Below are 16,985 nucleotides of genomic sequence, written 5' to 3'. Positions count from 1 at the left end.
CATGACGCTATTACAACAGGGAACCCGAGATCGCTTACGGATCAAACGCTTCGCCAGCCGCGCGGCATTAGGTGCTGCTGCTGCGCAGGATGTGGCCGCGTTTCTGCGTCAACGGCTGAGTGAACAGCATGTGGTGCGCATGGTGTTTGCCGCCGCGCCCTCGCAAAACGAGTTTCTCGACGCGCTGGTTGCGGCCGCGGATATCGACTGGTCGCGTATTCACGCTTTCCATATGGACGAGTACATCGGGCTGGAGACGGATGCGCCGCAGCGTTTCAGCCACTTTTTACGCCAGAAGCTGTTTGATGTGGTGCAGCCTGGCGAAGTTCACTTGATCCCATCTTGCGGCGATCCTGCCGCGATCTGTGCGGATTACGCGGCAAAACTTACCGCCGCGTCAATTGATGCGGTGTGCCTTGGCATTGGCGAGAACGGCCATTTAGCCTTCAACGATCCGCCGGTGGCCGACTTCAACGATCCTTTCTCCGTTAAGGTGGTGCAGCTGGATAATGCCTGCCGCCAGCAGCAGGTCAACGATGGCTGTTTCGCCACTGTCGAGGCGGTACCGACGCATGCCGTAACGCTAACGATTCCCGCCTTGATGAGTGGTGCGCGGCTGTTCTGCATGGTGCCGGGTGCGAGCAAACGCGCGGCGGTGCGCGCAACGCTTGAGGATGCGATCTCCACCGCGTGTCCGGCGACGTGTCTGCGCCAGCATGCCGATTGCACGCTCTATACCGACAGCGATGCCTGCCCGGAGGTGACCTTTGACTAACCTCATTTTGCGCGGTCGCGATTACCGCACGCTGCAACCGATTGAGCTGGAGATTGAGTACGGCACCATCAGTGATGTGCGCGCGCTGAATAAACTGGAAGAGGAGATCATCCTCGCGCCGGGCTTGGTCGATCTGCAGGTCAACGGCTTTCAGGGCGTCGATTTCAACCACTTTCCTTTTAGCGAAGAGGATGTGCTAAACGCCACGTGCGCGCTGTGGCAGCAGGGCGTCACCAGCTTTCTGCCAACGGTGATCACCGCCATGCCGGAGGAAATTGCGCAGGCGATGCAGCGACTCGCCAGCGCCCGCCAGCATCATCCTGACGTGGCACGCGCCGTTCCGGGGTTTCATCTGGAAGGACCTTTTTTGTCGCCTGAAGATGGGCCGCGCGGTGCGCATCCGCGCGAGGCGATTCGCGCACCGGATATTGCGCTGTTCGACAGCTGGCAGCAAGCCGCGCAGCAGCATATTCGCCTGCTCACGCTGTCGCCGGAATGGCCGCACAGCGATGCGCTGATCAAACATTGTGTGGCGCAGCAGGTGCGCGTCGCCATTGGGCATACGTCCGCCACGCCAGCGCAAATTAACGCGGCGGTTGACGCGGGCGCCACGCTCTCCACCCATCTCGGCAACGGCGCGCATCTGCAACTGCCGCGTCATCCCAATTACATCTGGCAGCAGCTGGCGGAAGATGCGCTGACGGCCACGTTGATTGCCGATGGCGATCACCTGCCGGCGGACGTGTTGAAAGTGTTCCTGCGTGCCAAAGGCGAGCAGGCGCTGCTGGTCAGTGACGTCACCTCGTTCGCTGGGCAGCCGCCGGGCATCTACGACACCGCGATTGGCGGCCGCGTGCAGCTTAGCGCTAGCGGACGCCTGAGCATCGCCGATGCGCCGCAGCTGCTGGCGGGATCGGCGCGTGGTTTGCTGGAGGGCGTGAACTTCCTGCTGCGCCATCAGCTGGCGACGCTGGCGCCGGCGATTGAGATGGCGTCTGTTCGTCCGGCGCGGCAGCTCAATCTGCCGCAGCAACAAGGTTTGGCCTGCGGCGCACCCGCCGATGTGCTGCTGCTGGCTGCTCAGGCGGACGGCGGCGTGGCTTTACGCGGCTGTGTGAAGCAAGGCGCTGTCGTGTGGCGGGATGGTGAAGATTATCTTTAGCGAATAAACAATAACTTACCTACCGTAGCGCGTTGTCGATGCGGACAAATCACCATGCTTTGCCAGGCTTACTCTTTGTAGGGATTTGCTGATTACCTCAAAAACCACAAGAAAGGAGGCCTAACGTGAGCTATCAAACTGTCGTGGAACTCAAGTCGCTGGCACAGCGCAAACCCACCAAATTTACCGTCGGCGACACCGATGTGGTACTGATTCGTGACGATGAGCGGGTGCAGGCGTTTCAGGCCAAATGCCCGCACGCCGGGGCGCCGTTAGAGCAGGGCGCGGTGTGTGGCGACAAGCTGATCTGTCCGTGGCACAAAGCGGTGTTTCAGCTGCAGGATGGGCAGATGTGCGAGCCGCTGGCGCTGGCGAATCTCAAGCGTTATCCGGTGCGCATCGAACAAGGCAAAGTGCTGGTCAGTCCGCAGGCGATGTCGCCCGCCAGTGCGCCCTCCGCACAAGGCGAGTCACCGGTATGCGTGATTCTCGGTTCGGGCGCGGCGGGGAGTGCGGCGATCTGGACGCTGCGCGATGAAGGTTTTAAAGGGCATATTGTGTTGATCGAGCGGGAATCGGCCGCACCTTACGATCGCACAGCACTGAGCAAATTCGTGCCGTCCGGCAAAATGGCGATTGAGGATGTACCTAAGCTGCTGCAGCAGGATGTGCTGGGCACGGTGGAGCGGATTCAGGGCGATGTCGAGCAGCTCAAAGCGCTTGAGCAAACGCTGATCCTTAAAGGCGGTCAGCAAGTGAAGTTTGACCAACTGCTCATTGCCAGCGGCGGCGTGCCGCAACCGCTCGATATACCGGGTAAAGATCTCGATGGCGTGCATCTGCTGCGATCGCTTAATCAAGCCGATGAGTTACTCAAAGAGGTGGATAAAACCGAGCAGCTGGTGATTATCGGCAACAGCTTTATCGGCATGGAGATGGCAGGTTCGCTGCGTAATCGTGATGTTGATGTCACGGTGATTGCGCGCCAGCCGCTGCCGTTTGCTAAACAGTTTGGCGAAGAGATTGGCCGCCACTTTTACGATCTGCATCGCAGCAACGGCGTGAAGTTTGTCGAAGGCGATCCCATGGCGCTGGAAGGCGAGGGCAAAGTCACTGCCGTGCGCCTGAAGAGTGGCAAAAAAGTTGATGCCAGCCTGGTGCTGTTTGGCACGGGCGTGGTGCCGGCGACCTCATTCATCCACGACCTGCCGCTGGAGGACGATGGCAGCTTGCTTACCGACAGCCAGCTGCGCGTGGCCGATAACATCTGGGTGGCCGGTGATATCGCCAGTTATCCGTCGGTGCAGGGCCCACAACGCATTGAGCACTATCGCGTGGCGCACCAGCAAGGGCGCATCGCGGCGCTGAATATGTTAGGGAAAAAGATCCTGTATGACCGCGTGCCGTTCTTCTGGACCGCGCATTACGGTACCCGCTATGAGTATCTGGGGCATGCGGAAGAGTGGGACGATTACCGGCTGCTGGGATCGCTACAGAATAAGCAGTTTATCGCTTTCTATTGTCAGGAGGGGATGATTGCGGCGGTGTGTTCTGCCGGGTTATATACGCTGACGGCAGCGCTGGTGCAGGAGATGCAGCAGCCCATGACGCTGGCGCAGGGTATTGCGCTGTATGAGGCGTACGCAGCGGCCTGATGCCCTCTCCTACAGGAAGAGGGAGACGCAGCCACATGCCCGATCGGACCCCTCTCCCGCATGCGCGAGTTCGCCACATGCTCGATCCGTTCCCTCTCCCGCTTGCGGGAGAGGGTTAGGGTGAGGGGCAAAGCGCACCGATCACTGCTTACTCAACGCCTCTGACTTCGCCATACACTGCTGCATCGCATTCATCACCGCGGCGCGGAAGCCTTTCTCTTCCAGCACTTTCACCGCTTCGATGGTGGTGCCGCCTGGCGAGCACACCATATCTTTCAGCTCGCCGGGATGCTTGCCGGTTTCCAGCACCATCTGCGCCGAGCCTTTGACCGCCTGCGCCGCAAACTGATATGCCTGCGCACGCGGCATGCCGCCGAGCACCGCCGCATCGGCCATCGCTTCGATAAACATAAACACATAGGCTGGCGCTGAGCCGCTCACGCCAACCACCGCGTGAATCAGGTATTCATTTACCACCGCCGCTTTGCCGAAGCTTTCAAAAATCCCCACCACTTCATCCACTTCATGCGCTTCCACCAGCACGTTTGGCGTCACCGAGGTCATACCTTCGTTGACCAGCGATGGCGTGTTGGGCATCACACGGATGATTTTGCGATCGTGGCCGAGCACCGATGCCAGAGAATCCAGCGTCACGCCTGCGGCGATCGAGACCACCAGCACATCTTTCTTCAGCTGGCCGGCAAGATCTTTCAGTACTTTGAGAATCACATTGGGTTTCACCGCGCCAAACAGGATATCCACTTCGCGCGCCAGACTTTCCACGCTGTCTGCGGCGGTGACGCCATATTGCTGCGCCATCGCCTGATTGGTGGCGGGCTTACGGTCGAACACCCAGATATTGGCGGGGGCGATCTGCCCGCTGTTGACCAGTCCGCTAATGATGGCTTTCGCCATATTGCCGCAGCCGACAAACCCGATTTTCTTCTCCAGCATCGCTTTATCCTCTAAGTGGTTCATTTTCTGTGGGGGTAAGCTTACGTCAGCGAGGATTAATAACAAGGCGGGCGGCCAGCAAAAACAGTTGCCATTCTGCCGTAGCACGGCAAGATCAGCCTCATTGTCTGTGAAAAAGGAGTCATCATGTCGATTTGGGTTGATGCCGATGCCTGTCCCAATGTCATCAAAGAAGTGCTGTACCGCGCGGCTGAGCGCACCAAAGTTACCGTGACCTTTGTCGCCAACCAACCGCTGCGCGTGCCGCCGTCGCCGTGGCTGAAAACGCTGCAGGTTGCTGCCGGGTTTGACGTGGCGGATAACGAGATTGTGAAACGGGTGCAGCCCGGCGAGCTGGTGATCACCGGCGATATTCCGCTGGCGGCAGAAGTACTGGAGAAGGGCGCTGCGGCGCTGAATCCGCGCGGAGAGCGTTATTCGACAGACACCATTCGTCAGCGCTTAACCATGCGTGACTTTATGGAAACGATGCGCGCCAGCGGGATTCAGAGTGGCGGCCCGTCGACCTTAAGCCAACGCGACCGCCAACTGTTCGCCAATGAACTAGATAAGTGGTTACGTCAGCGCTGATCAGACGAAGCTATCATCGTCGTCAAAGTCGCCGCCGCTGCCAAAGTCACCGAAATCATTATTGTCCGCCAGGTTGTTATCCCAGCCCGAGTTATCATTCAGGAACGCATTGTTGCTGTCGTTGCCGTTAAAGGTGTCGAGGCTGTTATCGACCTGCGGCAGCGCCGGTTCGTTGATGATGTTAACGATCTCTTCCGGCTGCGAATGGTGGAACATGCTGGTCAGCATATCCGCCATCACCACGCCGCCCGCCACGCCAACGGCCGTCTGCAATGCGCCGCCGAGGAAGCCGGTGCCGCGTGCCGCAGGCGCAGCAGATTGCTGCTGTGGTGGCGCATATTGCTGTTGTGGCTGCGGCGGTGGATTCCCCCACGCTTGCTGATGTTGCGCCGCCGGGCGCGATCCGCCACCAAACAGGCTGGAAAGAAAACCGCCGCTGCTCTGCTGCGGTGCCTGTTGCTGCTGCGCCTGCGCCAGACGATTTTCCAGATCCGTAACCTGCGCATTAAGCTTTTTCAGCGCCGCTTCCTGAATCAGGATCGCCTGTGACATGTAGTAAGGCGCGCCGGGCTGATTCTGTAAATGCTGTTTGATTAACTGCTCTGCGCCAGCATCACGCGGGCCGCTTTGCGTCTCAGCCTGTTTCAGTCGGCTGAACAGGTTTTCAATAAGTTGTTGTTCTTCGCTTTGCATGGGGAACCCTCCGTTAAGGTATGCCTCATATATGAGGGCGCGACCGAAGAAAGTAAATCAGCGGCCTGGTAAGGAAATGTTGGCCGCTGTTACATTTGGCCCGATGCACGATTCATGCATTGTTTTTTGCAGCTTAATCAAACGACTAGCTTAGGATGTGACTGAAATACGCGTAAATCGTGCCTCGCGGGTGGCTGATAAAATAAAATCCAGGTATTATGCGACGCATTATTGACCTGATGACGTTGCCCGTGCGGCACATTACGGCGGAGGATGAGCCCGGATGTCATTACCCATCTATCTGATCGGCGCACGCGGTTGCGGTAAAACCACGGTTGGCCAGGCGCTGTCGCAAGCGCTGGGCTATGTCTTCAACGATACCGATCACTATTTGCAACTCACTACGCAACGCAGCGTGGCGGAGATTGTGGCATCTGAAGGGTGGGATAGCTTCCGCGCCCGCGAAACCGAATCGCTGCGCGCGGTCACCGCTCCGAATACGGTCATCGCCACCGGCGGCGGCATGGTGTTGGCGGAAGTGAATTGTCGCTTTATGCGCGAACACGGCCAGGTGATTTGGCTGAACGCGCCTGCAGACGTGCTGGCCGATCGTCTGGAACATCAGCCGGAAGCCGCGCAGCGTCCCACCTTAACCGGCCGCCCGATTGCCGAAGAGATGGGCGATATTTTGCGTGAGCGTGCTCATTTGTATCGCCAAACCGCGCATCATGAAGTCAACGCGATGCAATCGCCCGATCGCGTAGTAGAGCAAATTCTGCAATCGCTCTCTTTAGCGCGCGCCAGCTAAACCCTCAGATTTCTCTCTGTTTCTTTGCAGCGATCCTCAGTTGTCTATACTTAGCGTTAGGCAGAGGATCACCGCTGTCTGTGGACAACTGATAGAAGAGGGAAAACAATGCCAACGAAACCACCCTATCCGCGCGTCGCGCGTATTGTCGCCGTTGAAAAAGGTTCGGCGGATCAAACCGTCACCTGGTATGAATTGCGTGCCGACCATCCCAAACCCGATACATTAATAAGCGAACACAAAAGCGAAACCGAAGCGCAAGATGCCAAAGAGCGCTACGAAGACGCTGAAAAAGATTAAGTTTACCCGTCATATTTCAAGCTGCAGGTGCGTTGGCTGCATGTGTTCACCCCAGTCACTTACCTAAGTAAGCTCCTGGGGGATTCACCCATTTGCCGCCTCCCTGCAACTTGAACTCTATAGGGTAAATAATTCAGCCGAAAAACTGCAATATTCCAAAAAAGTTACACACTTTCCTGCGGAATATTTAACTCACCTGATTACGTCATTTATTTCCCACTTCACGCCGTATTTTATTCTGCCTTAAATTCCCTCAGAAACGTCCGGCTTAAAATTTGCGCTTGACCGTCAAAGCGTCGCGCTTTACTTTCTGGTTATTGAAAGAGGAACTGTGTTCCATATAGTGAAACCAACGCCATGACCACACTCGAAAATGCCTCCGCTGTACTGAAGCTGTTTCAGCGCTTTGGCGTGACGCAGGGCCATCCCGGCTTGACCTTTACCGAGGTGGTGGATGCGTTAGGCATGCCGAAAAGCACGGTCTCGCGCCTGTTAGCGACCATGGAGAGTGAAGGCTTACTTGAGCGTGACACTGAAAGTCGCTGCTTCCAGATTGGTCGCGTGCTGCTGTCGGTGGCGGGTCACTATCTGTCGACGCCGCTAGTGGATAGCGCGTCGGCGCCGATGGCGCGCCTGGCGGCCAGCAGCGGTTGCATGGGTTATATCTCGGTGTTGGATGGCGACGATGTGCTGGTGATGCGCATGTATCACGGCCGCTTCTTCACCCAGTTGGTGACGCCGCCGGGCTCGCGCGTTTCATTAACCGGCACTTCGACCGGACGCGTGCTACTGGCGCAGCTCAGTGATGACGAGGTTCGCGAACGTTTTGCCAGCAACTGGCAGGCGGCTTCGATGAACTCGCCGCTGAGCGTCGATGCGTTATGCAAAGAGTTAGCGGTAATTCGCCAGCAAGGCTGGGCACTGGCGCGCAATGAGACGCTGCCGGGCATCAGTTCGCTGGCGGTCGCGGTAACCAATAAACATCGCGGTGAAAGTGCCGCGCTCTGTCTCTCGTTTTTATCGCAAGAAGCGGCGCCCGGATATCCGGAGAGGCTGCTCAGCGAACTACGCGCAACGGCTGCACTGATGGCCGAAAAATACGGCGCATAATCCTGTCCAAAACAGGAAACCCTATTTTAGTTTTGAAGGCGTTTATTCGCGCCACACCAGGGAAATAGCAGGTCTTCGGACCAGCTTATTTCAATAATCAGGGAACGATTAATATAAAAACGTTGATGTCCCGCGTGTCGGGCACTTCGAATTAAAGCGTTTTCTACAGGGTGAAAATACGGGGATCTCATGCGTCAAAATAATCCAATAAAAAGCGTTGGCGTTGCCTTAATGCTGGTTCTGCTGTCCGTTGCCGGCGCCATCATTGGGGTTCAGCTTATTACCACCATTGGGGTAACACCCAATACCTCTATTATCGGCGCACTTTTTGCCATGCTGCTGGCGCGTATTCCGCTGCAATGGTTTCGTCGCTATCGCTCCATTGAAGTACAAAACCTCGCGCAAACCGCCATCTCCTCGGCCACCTTCGGTGCGGCCAACAGCCTGTTGATGCCGATTGCGGTGCCGTGGGCGCTGGGTGAGCCGCAGCTGGTGCTGCCGCTGTTTGTAGGCGTCAGCGCGGCGATGCTGCTCGATGCTTATTTACTCTATCGTCTATTTGATACCCGCGTCTTCCCGGCCAGCAATGCGTGGCCGCCGGGCGTGGCGGCAGCCGAAGCGATCAAAGCCGGTGACAAAGGCGGTCGTCAGGCTTGGCTGCTGGTGGTGGGGATTGTTGGCGGCATCGTGGGTTCGATGCTGAAGATCCCGATGTCGGCATTTGGTACCGCGTTTATCGGTAATATCTGGGCGCTCAGCATGCTCGGTATGGGTTTCCTGCTGCGCGCCTACGCGCAACCGGTTGCTGGCATTGATATCAACGCACTCTATATTCCGCACGGCGTGATGGTCGGTGCCGGTTTGGTGGCGTTAATTCAGGTGGTGCAGGTGATTCGCAGCCGCCGCAATGATCAGGTCAACGTCAGCCGTAGCGACAGCGAAGTCAAACGTTCGCTGGGTTTCGGCACCGTCGGTTACATCGTCATCTCCACGCTGCTGGCGCTGGCGGGCGGTCTGTGGAGCCAGATGGGCCTGCCGATGCTGGTGCTGTTTATCCTTTACGCCGCCTTTGCTGCCTTCGTGCATGAATTGATTGTTGGTATCGCCGCCATGCACTCTGGCTGGTTCCCGGCCTTTGCGGTGGCGCTGATTACCCTGATTCTCGGTATTCTGCTCGGCTTCCCGCCGTTGGCGTTGTGCCTGCTGTGTGGCTTTACCGCCGCTACCGGTCCGGCGTTTGCCGATATGGGTTATGACCTGAAAGCCGGCTTTATCCTGCGCGGTAACGGTGCCGATGTGCAGCAAGAGCTGTGGGGTCGCCGTATCCAGCTGATCGCCGCGATGATTGCCTTTGTGATCTGTATTCCCGTGGTGTGGTACGCGCACACCATTTTCTTTGCCGAGAATCTGCTGCCGCCGGTGGCGCGCGTCTATGCCAAAACCATTCAGGCCGGCGCCGAACCGGGGATAGCCGGCAACCTGCTGATGTGGGCGATTCCGGGCGCGATTATTCAGTTGATCGGCGGACCAAAACGTCAGCTTGGCGTCCTGCTGGCGACCGGCTTGTTAATCAACAACGCCGCGGCAGGTTGGGCGGTGATGGTGGGCATCGCGCTGCGCATTATCATCCTGCGCGTGTGGGGCGAGCGTGGACGTTCACCGATGGAGGTGATGGCCGCCGGATTTATCGCGGGCGACGCGCTCTACAGCTTCTTCCATTCACTTTTTGCCAGCGGCAGCAAAAAATAATCCAGGAAATTCATGATGAGTTTACAGCAGACACTGCAGGTCTTTGAGTTACTCGATAGCGCTTACATTGATGGCCAACAGGTGGTCGATCTGTTCGCGGCCTATCCGGGCGTCACCGCCAGCACGAAACGCGTTAGCGGGCCAAAAGGGCGGACCGATTTCGTCCGCATCGATATCCCCGGTGCGCAGGGCAAAAGCAACGGCGGCAGTGCGCCAACACTCGGCATCATTGGCCGTCTCGGCGGTATTGGTGCGCGTCCAACGCGCATTGGTATGGTATCGGATGCCGATGGCGCCGTCGCGGCGGTGAGCAGCGCGTTGAAGCTGGCGCAGATGCAGACCAAAGGCGACGTGCTGGCCGGTGATGTGATTATCACCACCCACATCTGCCCGGATGCGCCAACCCGTCCGCACGAGCCAGTCGATTTCATGGATTCGCCGTGCGACGACATCACCATGAATGACAACGAAGTGATCGCTGGCGTTGATGCGATTCTGTCGATCGATACCACCAAAGGTAACCGCATCCTCAATCACAAAGGCTACGCGCTGTCGCCGACGGTGAAAGAGGGCTACATCCTGCGCGTATCAGAAGATCTGTTGCGCATCATGGAGATGACCAGCGGCAAACCGGCGGTTACCTTCCCGATCACCACGCAGGACATCACGCCATACGGCAACGGGGTTTATCACCTCAACAGTATTTTGCAACCTTCCACCGCGACGGATGTGCCGGTGGTCGGCGTGGCGATCTGTGCCGAATCGGTGGTGCCGGGCTGCGGCACCGGCGCCAGCCACGAAGTGGATATCGCTTTAGCCGTGAAGTTTGCGGTCGAAGTGGCGAAAGAGTTCGGGCGTGAAACCTGTCACTTCTACGACCCACAAGAGTACGCGCTGCTGCTCTCTTTGTATGGTAGTCTCAGCCATCTGCGCACCCGGAAAGCCTGATGATGAACATCTCCCTGGTCACACTGACGATTGGTCAATCACCGCGCAGCGACATTCTGCCGCTGCTGCTGGAACATCTGCCCGCCGATCAGGTGGCGCATGCCGGTTTACTCGACGGCCTGACGCTAGCCGAAGTTGAGCTGCAGTATGCGCCCGCGCCGGGTGACAAGGTGCTGGTATCGCGTATGACCAGCGGCGAGCAGGTGCGCCTGTCCGTAGCAAAAGTGGAGCTGGGACTGCAACGTAAGATTAACGCGCTGGAGCAGCAGGGCTATGACACCATTTTGCTGCTGTGCACCGGCGAGTTTGGCGCGCTGAAAACCCAATCCGCTTTGCTGCTGGAGCCCGATCGCATCATCCCACCGCTGGTACGCGCGATTGTGCAAGATCATAAAGTCGGGATTGTGGTGCCGGTGGAAGAGCAGATTGCCGAGCAGGCCAACAAGTGGCGCAATTTGATCACTCCGCCGTGTTTTGCCGTTGCCAGCCCGTATCTGGCGGAGCAGGCCGATTTGGTGGAAGCGGGATTGTCGCTGCAGGAGCAGGGCGCGGATGTGGTGGTGCTGGATTGCATCGGCTATCACCAGCAGCACCGCGATTTCCTGCAGAAAATGCTGGGTATCCCGGTGCTGCTGTCGAACGTGCTGGTGGCCAAGCTGGCGGCAGAATTGATCGTCTAACGCAGGGAGATCACAAGTTGCGATCTGTGGCGCTAATTCGCGTGACAGATCAGCGAGTTCCTTAGTAATCTGCCAGTCACGATAATGTGCTGTGAGGAAGTAATATGCTCAATACAAGTGAGTATTTCGACGGAAAAGTGAAATCCATTGGTTTCGACAGCGTGACCATTGGCCGTGCCAGCGTTGGCGTGATGGCCGAAGGTGAATACACCTTCGGCACCAATCAACCGGAAGAGATGACGGTGGTGAGCGGCGCGCTGAAAGTGCTGCTGCCGGGCGAAACCGAGTGGAAATGGTACGAAGCCGGCACCAGCTTCAACGTGCCAGGCCAAAGCGAATTCCATCTGCAGGTGGCAGAGCCTTCTTCTTATCTGTGCCGCTACCTCTAAACTCAAGCTTTAGAACATCTTAAACCTGCGACTTCTGTTGAAGCGCAGGTTTTTTTATTGCTCGACCCACGAAAATCCTGCGGGTTTGTCGTAGGGTCACCCTTAATGGCGATCAGGATCGAGAGGATTAACGCTTCGCTTCGCCGCCTAACGCTTCGACCAGATTGCCGATCAGCGCGGCCAGTTCGCTGGTCATAAGAATAAAATCGGCATCGAAACGCTGGGCGAAATCATCGCGGTCGATGTCATCATTCTGCTCACGCAGCGTGTCGCTGAACTTCAAACGCTTCACTGAAGCATCATCGGCAATAACGAACTGAATGCGTTCCTGCCAGTCAAGCGCTAGCTTGGTGACCACTTTACCGGCTTCAATGTGTGTAGCGATTTCGTCGGAAATCAGATCCTGCTTCTTACAGCGGATCACGCCGCCATCTTCCAGCATGGCTTTCAGCTCGGCTTCATCCATCAGGGCAAAACCGGCTGGCAGCTCACCTGAGCGCACCCATTCGGTCAGCGTCAGCTCGATCGGATTCTCCAGCGTCAGCGGTACCACCGGCAGCGAACCGAGGCTTTTACGCAGCAGCGCCAGCGTGTCTTCGGCTTTCTTGGCGCTGGCACAGTCGACGATGATCAGATTGTTAACGGTGTCGATCCACATATACGTCTGGCTGAAACGGCTAAACGCGCGTGGCAGCAAGCTGTGCAGCACTTCATCTTTCAGCGAATCTTTCTCGGTCTTCTTCAGCTTGCGGCTCTGTTCAGCTTCCAGCTTGTCGATTTTGGCTTCCAGCGCCTGCTTCACCACCGGCGACGGCAGAATCTTCTGCTCGGTGCGTGCACAAATCACCATCTGACCGTTGATTTCGTGCGTCAGCGCTTCGCTGCGGTTGCCCATCGGTGAAACCCAGCCGGTTTTTGCCATATCCTGGCTGCCGCACGGCGAAAAGGTAAAGGCGTCGAGCTGTTTTTCCAGATCGTCTGCGGACAGCGGAATGTCACGATTCAGACGATAAACCATCATATTTTTAAACCACAACATCGGGATTCCTTACCGTGGGTGCGATCGGGCGCACAAGTCTCAAAGTCAGCGCGCATGATAGCGAAACATCGGATTGGTTTCATTGCCTTTCCCGATTCAGCCTTCTACTGTATTTGTCACCAGAACGAATAATGAGGAATAAATCGTGCGTATCGGGATTGATTTAGGCGGGACCAAAATTGAAGTGATTGCACTGTCTGATCAGGGTCAGGAGCTGTTCCGTCATCGCGTTAACACCCCGCGTGACGACTACGCTGCCACGGTTCAGGCGATTGTCGATTTAGTGCTGCTGGCTGAGGAGAAAACCGGCCAGCAGGGCACGGTCGGCATCGGCATTCCCGGCACGATTTCGCCCTACACGCAACGGGTGAAGAATGCCAACTCCACCTGGCTGAACGGTCAGCCGCTGGATAAGGATTTAGCGCAGGCGCTGAATCGTGACGTGCGTATTGCCAACGACGCGAATTGTCTGGCGGTTTCCGAAGCGGTAGATGGCGCGGGCGCGGGTCAGCCGCTGGTGTTTGCGGTGATTATCGGCACCGGATCGGGCGCGGGCGTAGCGATTGGCGGTGAGTCGCGTATTGGCGGTAACGGCAATGCCGGTGAGTGGGGCCACAATCCGCTGCCGTGGATGGATGAAGATGAACTGCGCCACCGCGCGGAAGTGCCCTGTTATTGCGGCTTGCAGGGCTGCATTGAGACCTTTGTATCGGGTACCGGCTTCGCTATCGATTATCAGCGTCTGAGCGGTAAAGCGCTGAAAGGCGCGGAGATCATCAAGCTGATTGAGCAGCAGGATCCGGTGGCGGAACTGGCGATGAATCGCTACGAAATGCGTCTGGCGAAATCACTGGCGCAGGTAGTGAATCTGCTGGATCCCGATGTGATTGTGTTAGGCGGCGGCATGAGTAACAACGATCGCCTGTACCAAACCGTGCCGGCGCTGATGAAGCAGTGGGTGTTTGGCCGCGAGTGTGAAACGCCAGTGCTGAAGGCGGTACATGGCGATTCGAGCGGCGTGCGCGGGGCGGCGTGGTTGTGGCCGTTGAAAGGGTAGTTTCTGTTACGCACCTCTGTATGTGCTCGCTTTCCCCCTCCTCGGTCCTCCCCCATAAATGGGGGAGGAAGATGCTGCCACATGTCAGTGATGAAGCTGCATGTGGCAGCGTCTCCTTCCCCCGCTTGCGGGGGAAGGCCGGGATGGGGGACAGCGTGCACACCTCCATAAATGGGGGAGGAAGATGCTGCCATATGTGAGTTTGGATGCTGCATGTGGCAGCGTCTCCTTCCCCCGCTTGCGGGGGAAGGCCGGGATGGGGGACAGCGTGCACACCTCCATCAATGGGGGAGGAAGATGCTGCCACATGTCAGTGCTGAAGCTGCATGTGGCAGCGTCTCCTTCCCCCGCTTGCGGGGGAAGGCCGGGATGGGGGACAGCCAGCACTAACCCACTCACTCACCCACTAACATCGAATCCTGCGGCGCGTTATCGCGCTGGGCTTTCGTCGCCAGGAAGTAGACATATCCCACCGCCATAATCGCCACAAACAGGCCGCCAATCACCGGGTTAAACCACAGCATCGCCACCAGACACACCAGCGACAGCACCAGCGCAATGCCCGGCACAATCGGATAGCCAGGCGCACGGAAGCTGCGTTCCATCTCTGGCGCAGTGCGACGCAGTTTAAACAGGCTCAGCATACTCATCAGATACATCACAATCGCGCCGAACACCGCCATGGTGATCATCGCAGCGGTCAGCGTCATGCCTTGCAGATTAATGAAACCATCGCTGTAGATCGCGGCGATGCCAATCAAACCGCCGGCGATAATCGCGCGGTGCGGCGTCTGGAAGCGCGACAGCTTCGCCAGACTCTGCGGAATATAACCGGCGCGGGCGAGGGCGAAGAACTGGCGCGAATAGCCGAGAATAATGCCGTGGAAGCTGGCAATCAGGCCAAACAGACCGATCCACACCAGCATGTGCATCCAGTTGGAATTTTCACCGACAATCATCTTCATTGCCTGCGGCAGCGGATCGTTGATGTCCGACAGCTTGCGCCAGTCGCCAGCGCCACCGGCCAGCAGCATCACGCCAATCGCCAACACCACCAGCGTCAGAATGCCGGTGATATAGGCTTTGGGAATGGTGCGTTTGGGATCTTTGGCCTCTTCGGCCGCCATCGCCGCGCCTTCAATCGCCAGGAAGAACCAGATGGCGAACGGAATCGCGGCAAAGATGCCAGACATCGCCGGCATGCCGAAGTGATCGCTGCCCGCCCAGCCGTTAGCGGCAAAGTTGGCGATGCTGAAGCCCGGCGACACCACGCCCATAAACACCAGCAGCTCCAGAACCGCCAGCACGGTGACCACCAATTCGAACATCGCCGCCAGCTTAACGCCGAGAATGTTCAGCGTCATGAAGACGATATAGGCGCCGACCGCGGCGGTTTTCGGATTGAGATCGGGATATTGGACGTTGAGGTAAGCGCCAATCGCCATGGCGATCGCCGGCGGTGCGAACACGAACTCAATCAGCGTGGCGAGGCCCGCGATCAAGCCGCCGGTTTCACCGAACGCGCGGCGGCTATAGGCAAACGGACCGCCCGCATGCGGAATCGCGGTGGTCAGTTCGGTAAAGCTGAAAATGAAGCAAGTATACATGGTGGCGATCATCGCGGTGGTGATCAGAAACCCTAGCGTGCCCGCCACGCCCCAGCCGTAACTCCAGCCAAAATATTCCCCGGAAATCACCAGTCCAACCGCAATGCCCCACAAATGCAGGGTGCCCAGCGTGGGTTTGAGCTTATTCGTCATCATCTTCTCCCCGTCGTCATTGTTGGTGCGGCAGCTTCACCGCGCTTTTTTATCTTTGCGCTACAGTGAAGTGATAATGCCGCTGCCGGACGCGGGAAAACTTGACGCGGGCGCAGTGAGTTTTGTCCTCCACGGTCAACTCTAAGGCAAGAAAAGTGCCAGATGCACGCTGCGGTCAACTTTGGGTTGTCTGCGGTCAAGCAGTCAGGACGACGTCATCCCATGCTGATACCACTTGCTTGATGCTGGAGATTGATGAATGAGTGCCGAACAGTCCGATACCTTAACTGATACTGAAATCACCCTGCTGGCGCATCAGGCGCTGGCCCGTTATCCCGCGGCACTGCGCGGCGAACTCAAGCTGCTGTGCCGCTCGGAAAATGCCACCTTCCTGTTGCAGGCGGCGGGCAAACGCTACGCGCTGCGTCTGCATCGTCCTAACTATCACAGCAAAGCGGACATTCAGAGCGAGCTGCTGTGGCTGGATGCGCTGCGTGACATTGGCATCATGGTGCCGCAGGCGATCCCGGCCAGTGAGGGTGAGACCGTGCTGACGCTGCTGATGGCAAACGGCGACGAGCGCTACGCCGTGTTGTTCCACTGGATTGAGGGTGACATGCCCACCACCGATGTCGATCCCAAAGCGTTTCAGCAGCTGGGTCACATCACCGCGCGCTTGCACCAGCACAGCCGCAGCTGGCAGAAACCGGCCGGTTTCCAGCGCATCATCTGGGATCATCACACTATGGTCAGCGATCATAGCCATTGGGGACGCTGGCAGGATGCGCCGAACCTCAATCCGGCCGATCACGGCATCGTCGCCGAAGCGGTAGCGCGCGTCGGGCAGGAGCTGCAGGGCTTTGGCAAAGGGGCGGATCGTTATGGTTTGATCCACGCCGATCTGCGTCTGACCAACCTGCTGCTGCATAAAGGCGAAACGCGGGTGATCGACTTTGATGACTGCGGACTCGGCTGGTATCTGCACGATCTGGCGGCGGCGATCAGTTTTGTTGAGCACCATCCGCGCGCCGCCGAATGGGTGGATAACTGGATCCTCGGTTACGAAAAAGTGGCGCACATCAGTGATGACGAGATGGCGCTGGTGCCGACGCTGCTGATCCAGCGCCGCATTCAGATGACCGCGTGGATGGGATCACACGCGGAAACGGAAATGGCACTGAGCCTTGGGCCGCGCTGGGCCGATCACTCGGTGCGCCTCTGCCGACGTTATCTGGAAACCAATCAGCTGCCGGTTGGCGTTTGATGCACCAGCAGTGAGCAGCTTTGCGCTGTCGCGGCGCAGCAAAGGTCGCCA

17 protein-coding genes are annotated in these 16,985 nt (G+C 57.8%); 13 read left to right on the top strand and 4 right to left on the bottom strand.

Annotation, left to right across the window (positions count from 1 at the left end; translation table 11 throughout):
* Window position 1 precedes the first annotated feature (1 nt).
* The 3 genes from KVT28_RS07460 (at window position 2) to KVT28_RS07450 (ending at window position 3,592) form a co-directional block, all read left to right on the top strand.
* Window positions 2-775, top strand: coding sequence for a 6-phosphogluconolactonase (locus KVT28_RS07460; RefSeq protein WP_217547427.1), 774 nt, complete (start codon window positions 2-4; stop codon window positions 773-775).
* Window positions 768-1,937, top strand: coding sequence for an N-acetylglucosamine-6-phosphate deacetylase (locus tag KVT28_RS07455; protein ID WP_217547424.1), 1,170 nt, complete (start codon window positions 768-770; stop codon window positions 1,935-1,937). The genes KVT28_RS07460 and KVT28_RS07455 overlap by 8 nt, the downstream gene beginning before the upstream one ends.
* 125 nt (window positions 1,938-2,062) lie before the next feature.
* A complete protein-coding gene (locus KVT28_RS07450; protein ID WP_217547422.1) occupies window positions 2,063-3,592 on the top strand; it encodes an FAD-dependent oxidoreductase in 1,530 nt (509 codons plus the stop codon).
* Window positions 3,593-3,733: 141 nt separating this feature from the next.
* Here the strand turns inward: KVT28_RS07450 and proC are convergent, their stop codons facing one another.
* Window positions 3,734-4,546, bottom strand: coding sequence for a pyrroline-5-carboxylate reductase (gene proC / locus KVT28_RS07445; protein WP_137386850.1), 813 nt, complete (start codon window positions 4,544-4,546; stop codon window positions 3,734-3,736).
* A 147-nt stretch (window positions 4,547-4,693) separates the two neighbouring features.
* Between proC and KVT28_RS07440 the strand changes: the two genes are divergently transcribed.
* The gene (locus tag KVT28_RS07440; RefSeq protein WP_008106050.1) at window positions 4,694-5,137 is read left to right on the top strand and encodes a YaiI/YqxD family protein; all 444 of its coding nucleotides are present in this window, start codon (window positions 4,694-4,696) and stop codon (window positions 5,135-5,137) included.
* Here KVT28_RS07440 and KVT28_RS07435 read toward each other — a convergent pair whose 3' ends face one another.
* Entirely contained in the window at window positions 5,138-5,830 is a 693-nt protein-coding gene (locus tag KVT28_RS07435; protein ID WP_217547419.1) for a DUF2076 domain-containing protein, read from the bottom strand.
* Window positions 5,831-6,113: 283 nt separating this feature from the next.
* On the opposite strand from KVT28_RS07435, the gene aroL reads away from it, so the two are divergent.
* The 7 genes from aroL to ppnP all read left to right on the top strand — a co-directional run bounded on the left by aroL (window position 6,114) and on the right by ppnP (window position 11,814).
* Complete coding sequence (gene aroL / locus KVT28_RS07430) at window positions 6,114-6,638, top strand: shikimate kinase AroL (RefSeq protein WP_101762472.1); 525 nt, start codon at window positions 6,114-6,116, stop codon at window positions 6,636-6,638.
* A 108-nt stretch (window positions 6,639-6,746) separates the two neighbouring features.
* The gene (locus tag KVT28_RS07425) at window positions 6,747-6,938 is read left to right on the top strand and encodes a YaiA family protein (protein ID WP_101762471.1); all 192 of its coding nucleotides are present in this window, start codon (window positions 6,747-6,749) and stop codon (window positions 6,936-6,938) included.
* Between the two features lie 357 nt (window positions 6,939-7,295).
* Complete coding sequence (locus tag KVT28_RS07420) at window positions 7,296-8,048, top strand: IclR family transcriptional regulator (RefSeq protein WP_101762470.1); 753 nt, start codon at window positions 7,296-7,298, stop codon at window positions 8,046-8,048.
* A 189-nt stretch (window positions 8,049-8,237) separates the two neighbouring features.
* The gene (locus KVT28_RS07415; RefSeq protein ID WP_110867769.1) at window positions 8,238-9,797 is read left to right on the top strand and encodes an OPT/YSL family transporter; all 1,560 of its coding nucleotides are present in this window, start codon (window positions 8,238-8,240) and stop codon (window positions 9,795-9,797) included.
* A gap of 15 nt (window positions 9,798-9,812) precedes the next feature.
* Window positions 9,813-10,745 (top strand): DUF1177 domain-containing protein, encoded by a 933-nt coding sequence (locus KVT28_RS07410; RefSeq protein ID WP_110867768.1) that lies wholly within the window; start codon window positions 9,813-9,815, stop codon window positions 10,743-10,745.
* Between the two features lie 2 nt (window positions 10,746-10,747).
* Entirely contained in the window at window positions 10,748-11,425 is a 678-nt protein-coding gene (locus KVT28_RS07405) for an AroM family protein (RefSeq protein WP_101762467.1), read from the top strand.
* A 104-nt stretch (window positions 11,426-11,529) separates the two neighbouring features.
* Window positions 11,530-11,814 (top strand): pyrimidine/purine nucleoside phosphorylase, encoded by a 285-nt coding sequence (ppnP, locus tag KVT28_RS07400; protein ID WP_101762466.1) that lies wholly within the window; start codon window positions 11,530-11,532, stop codon window positions 11,812-11,814.
* Window positions 11,815-11,941: 127 nt separating this feature from the next.
* On the opposite strand, the gene rdgC is transcribed toward ppnP, so the two are convergent.
* Window positions 11,942-12,853, bottom strand: a complete 912-nt coding sequence (gene rdgC / locus KVT28_RS07395; protein WP_101762465.1) for a recombination-associated protein RdgC — start codon at window positions 12,851-12,853, stop codon at window positions 11,942-11,944.
* 145 nt (window positions 12,854-12,998) lie between these two features.
* On the opposite strand from rdgC, the gene mak reads away from it, so the two are divergent.
* Window positions 12,999-13,910 (top strand): fructokinase, encoded by a 912-nt coding sequence (gene mak, locus KVT28_RS07390; protein ID WP_110867766.1) that lies wholly within the window; start codon window positions 12,999-13,001, stop codon window positions 13,908-13,910.
* A 395-nt stretch (window positions 13,911-14,305) separates the two neighbouring features.
* Here the strand turns inward: mak and eat are convergent, their stop codons facing one another.
* Window positions 14,306-15,670, bottom strand: a complete 1,365-nt coding sequence (gene eat, locus KVT28_RS07385; RefSeq protein WP_217547570.1) for an ethanolamine permease — start codon at window positions 15,668-15,670, stop codon at window positions 14,306-14,308.
* Between the two features lie 259 nt (window positions 15,671-15,929).
* Here eat and KVT28_RS07380 point away from each other — a divergent pair, with 259 nt between their 5' ends.
* Entirely contained in the window at window positions 15,930-16,934 is a 1,005-nt protein-coding gene (locus KVT28_RS07380) for a phosphotransferase enzyme family protein (RefSeq protein ID WP_192236726.1), read from the top strand.
* Window positions 16,935-16,985: the final 51 nt, after the last annotated feature.

The sequence above is a fragment of the Pantoea sp. GbtcB22 genome (genome assembly GCF_019091025.1).
Classification (GTDB): domain Bacteria; phylum Pseudomonadota; class Gammaproteobacteria; order Enterobacterales; family Enterobacteriaceae; genus Pantoea; species Pantoea leporis.
This window is presented reverse-complemented; position numbering and strand designations above follow the sequence as displayed.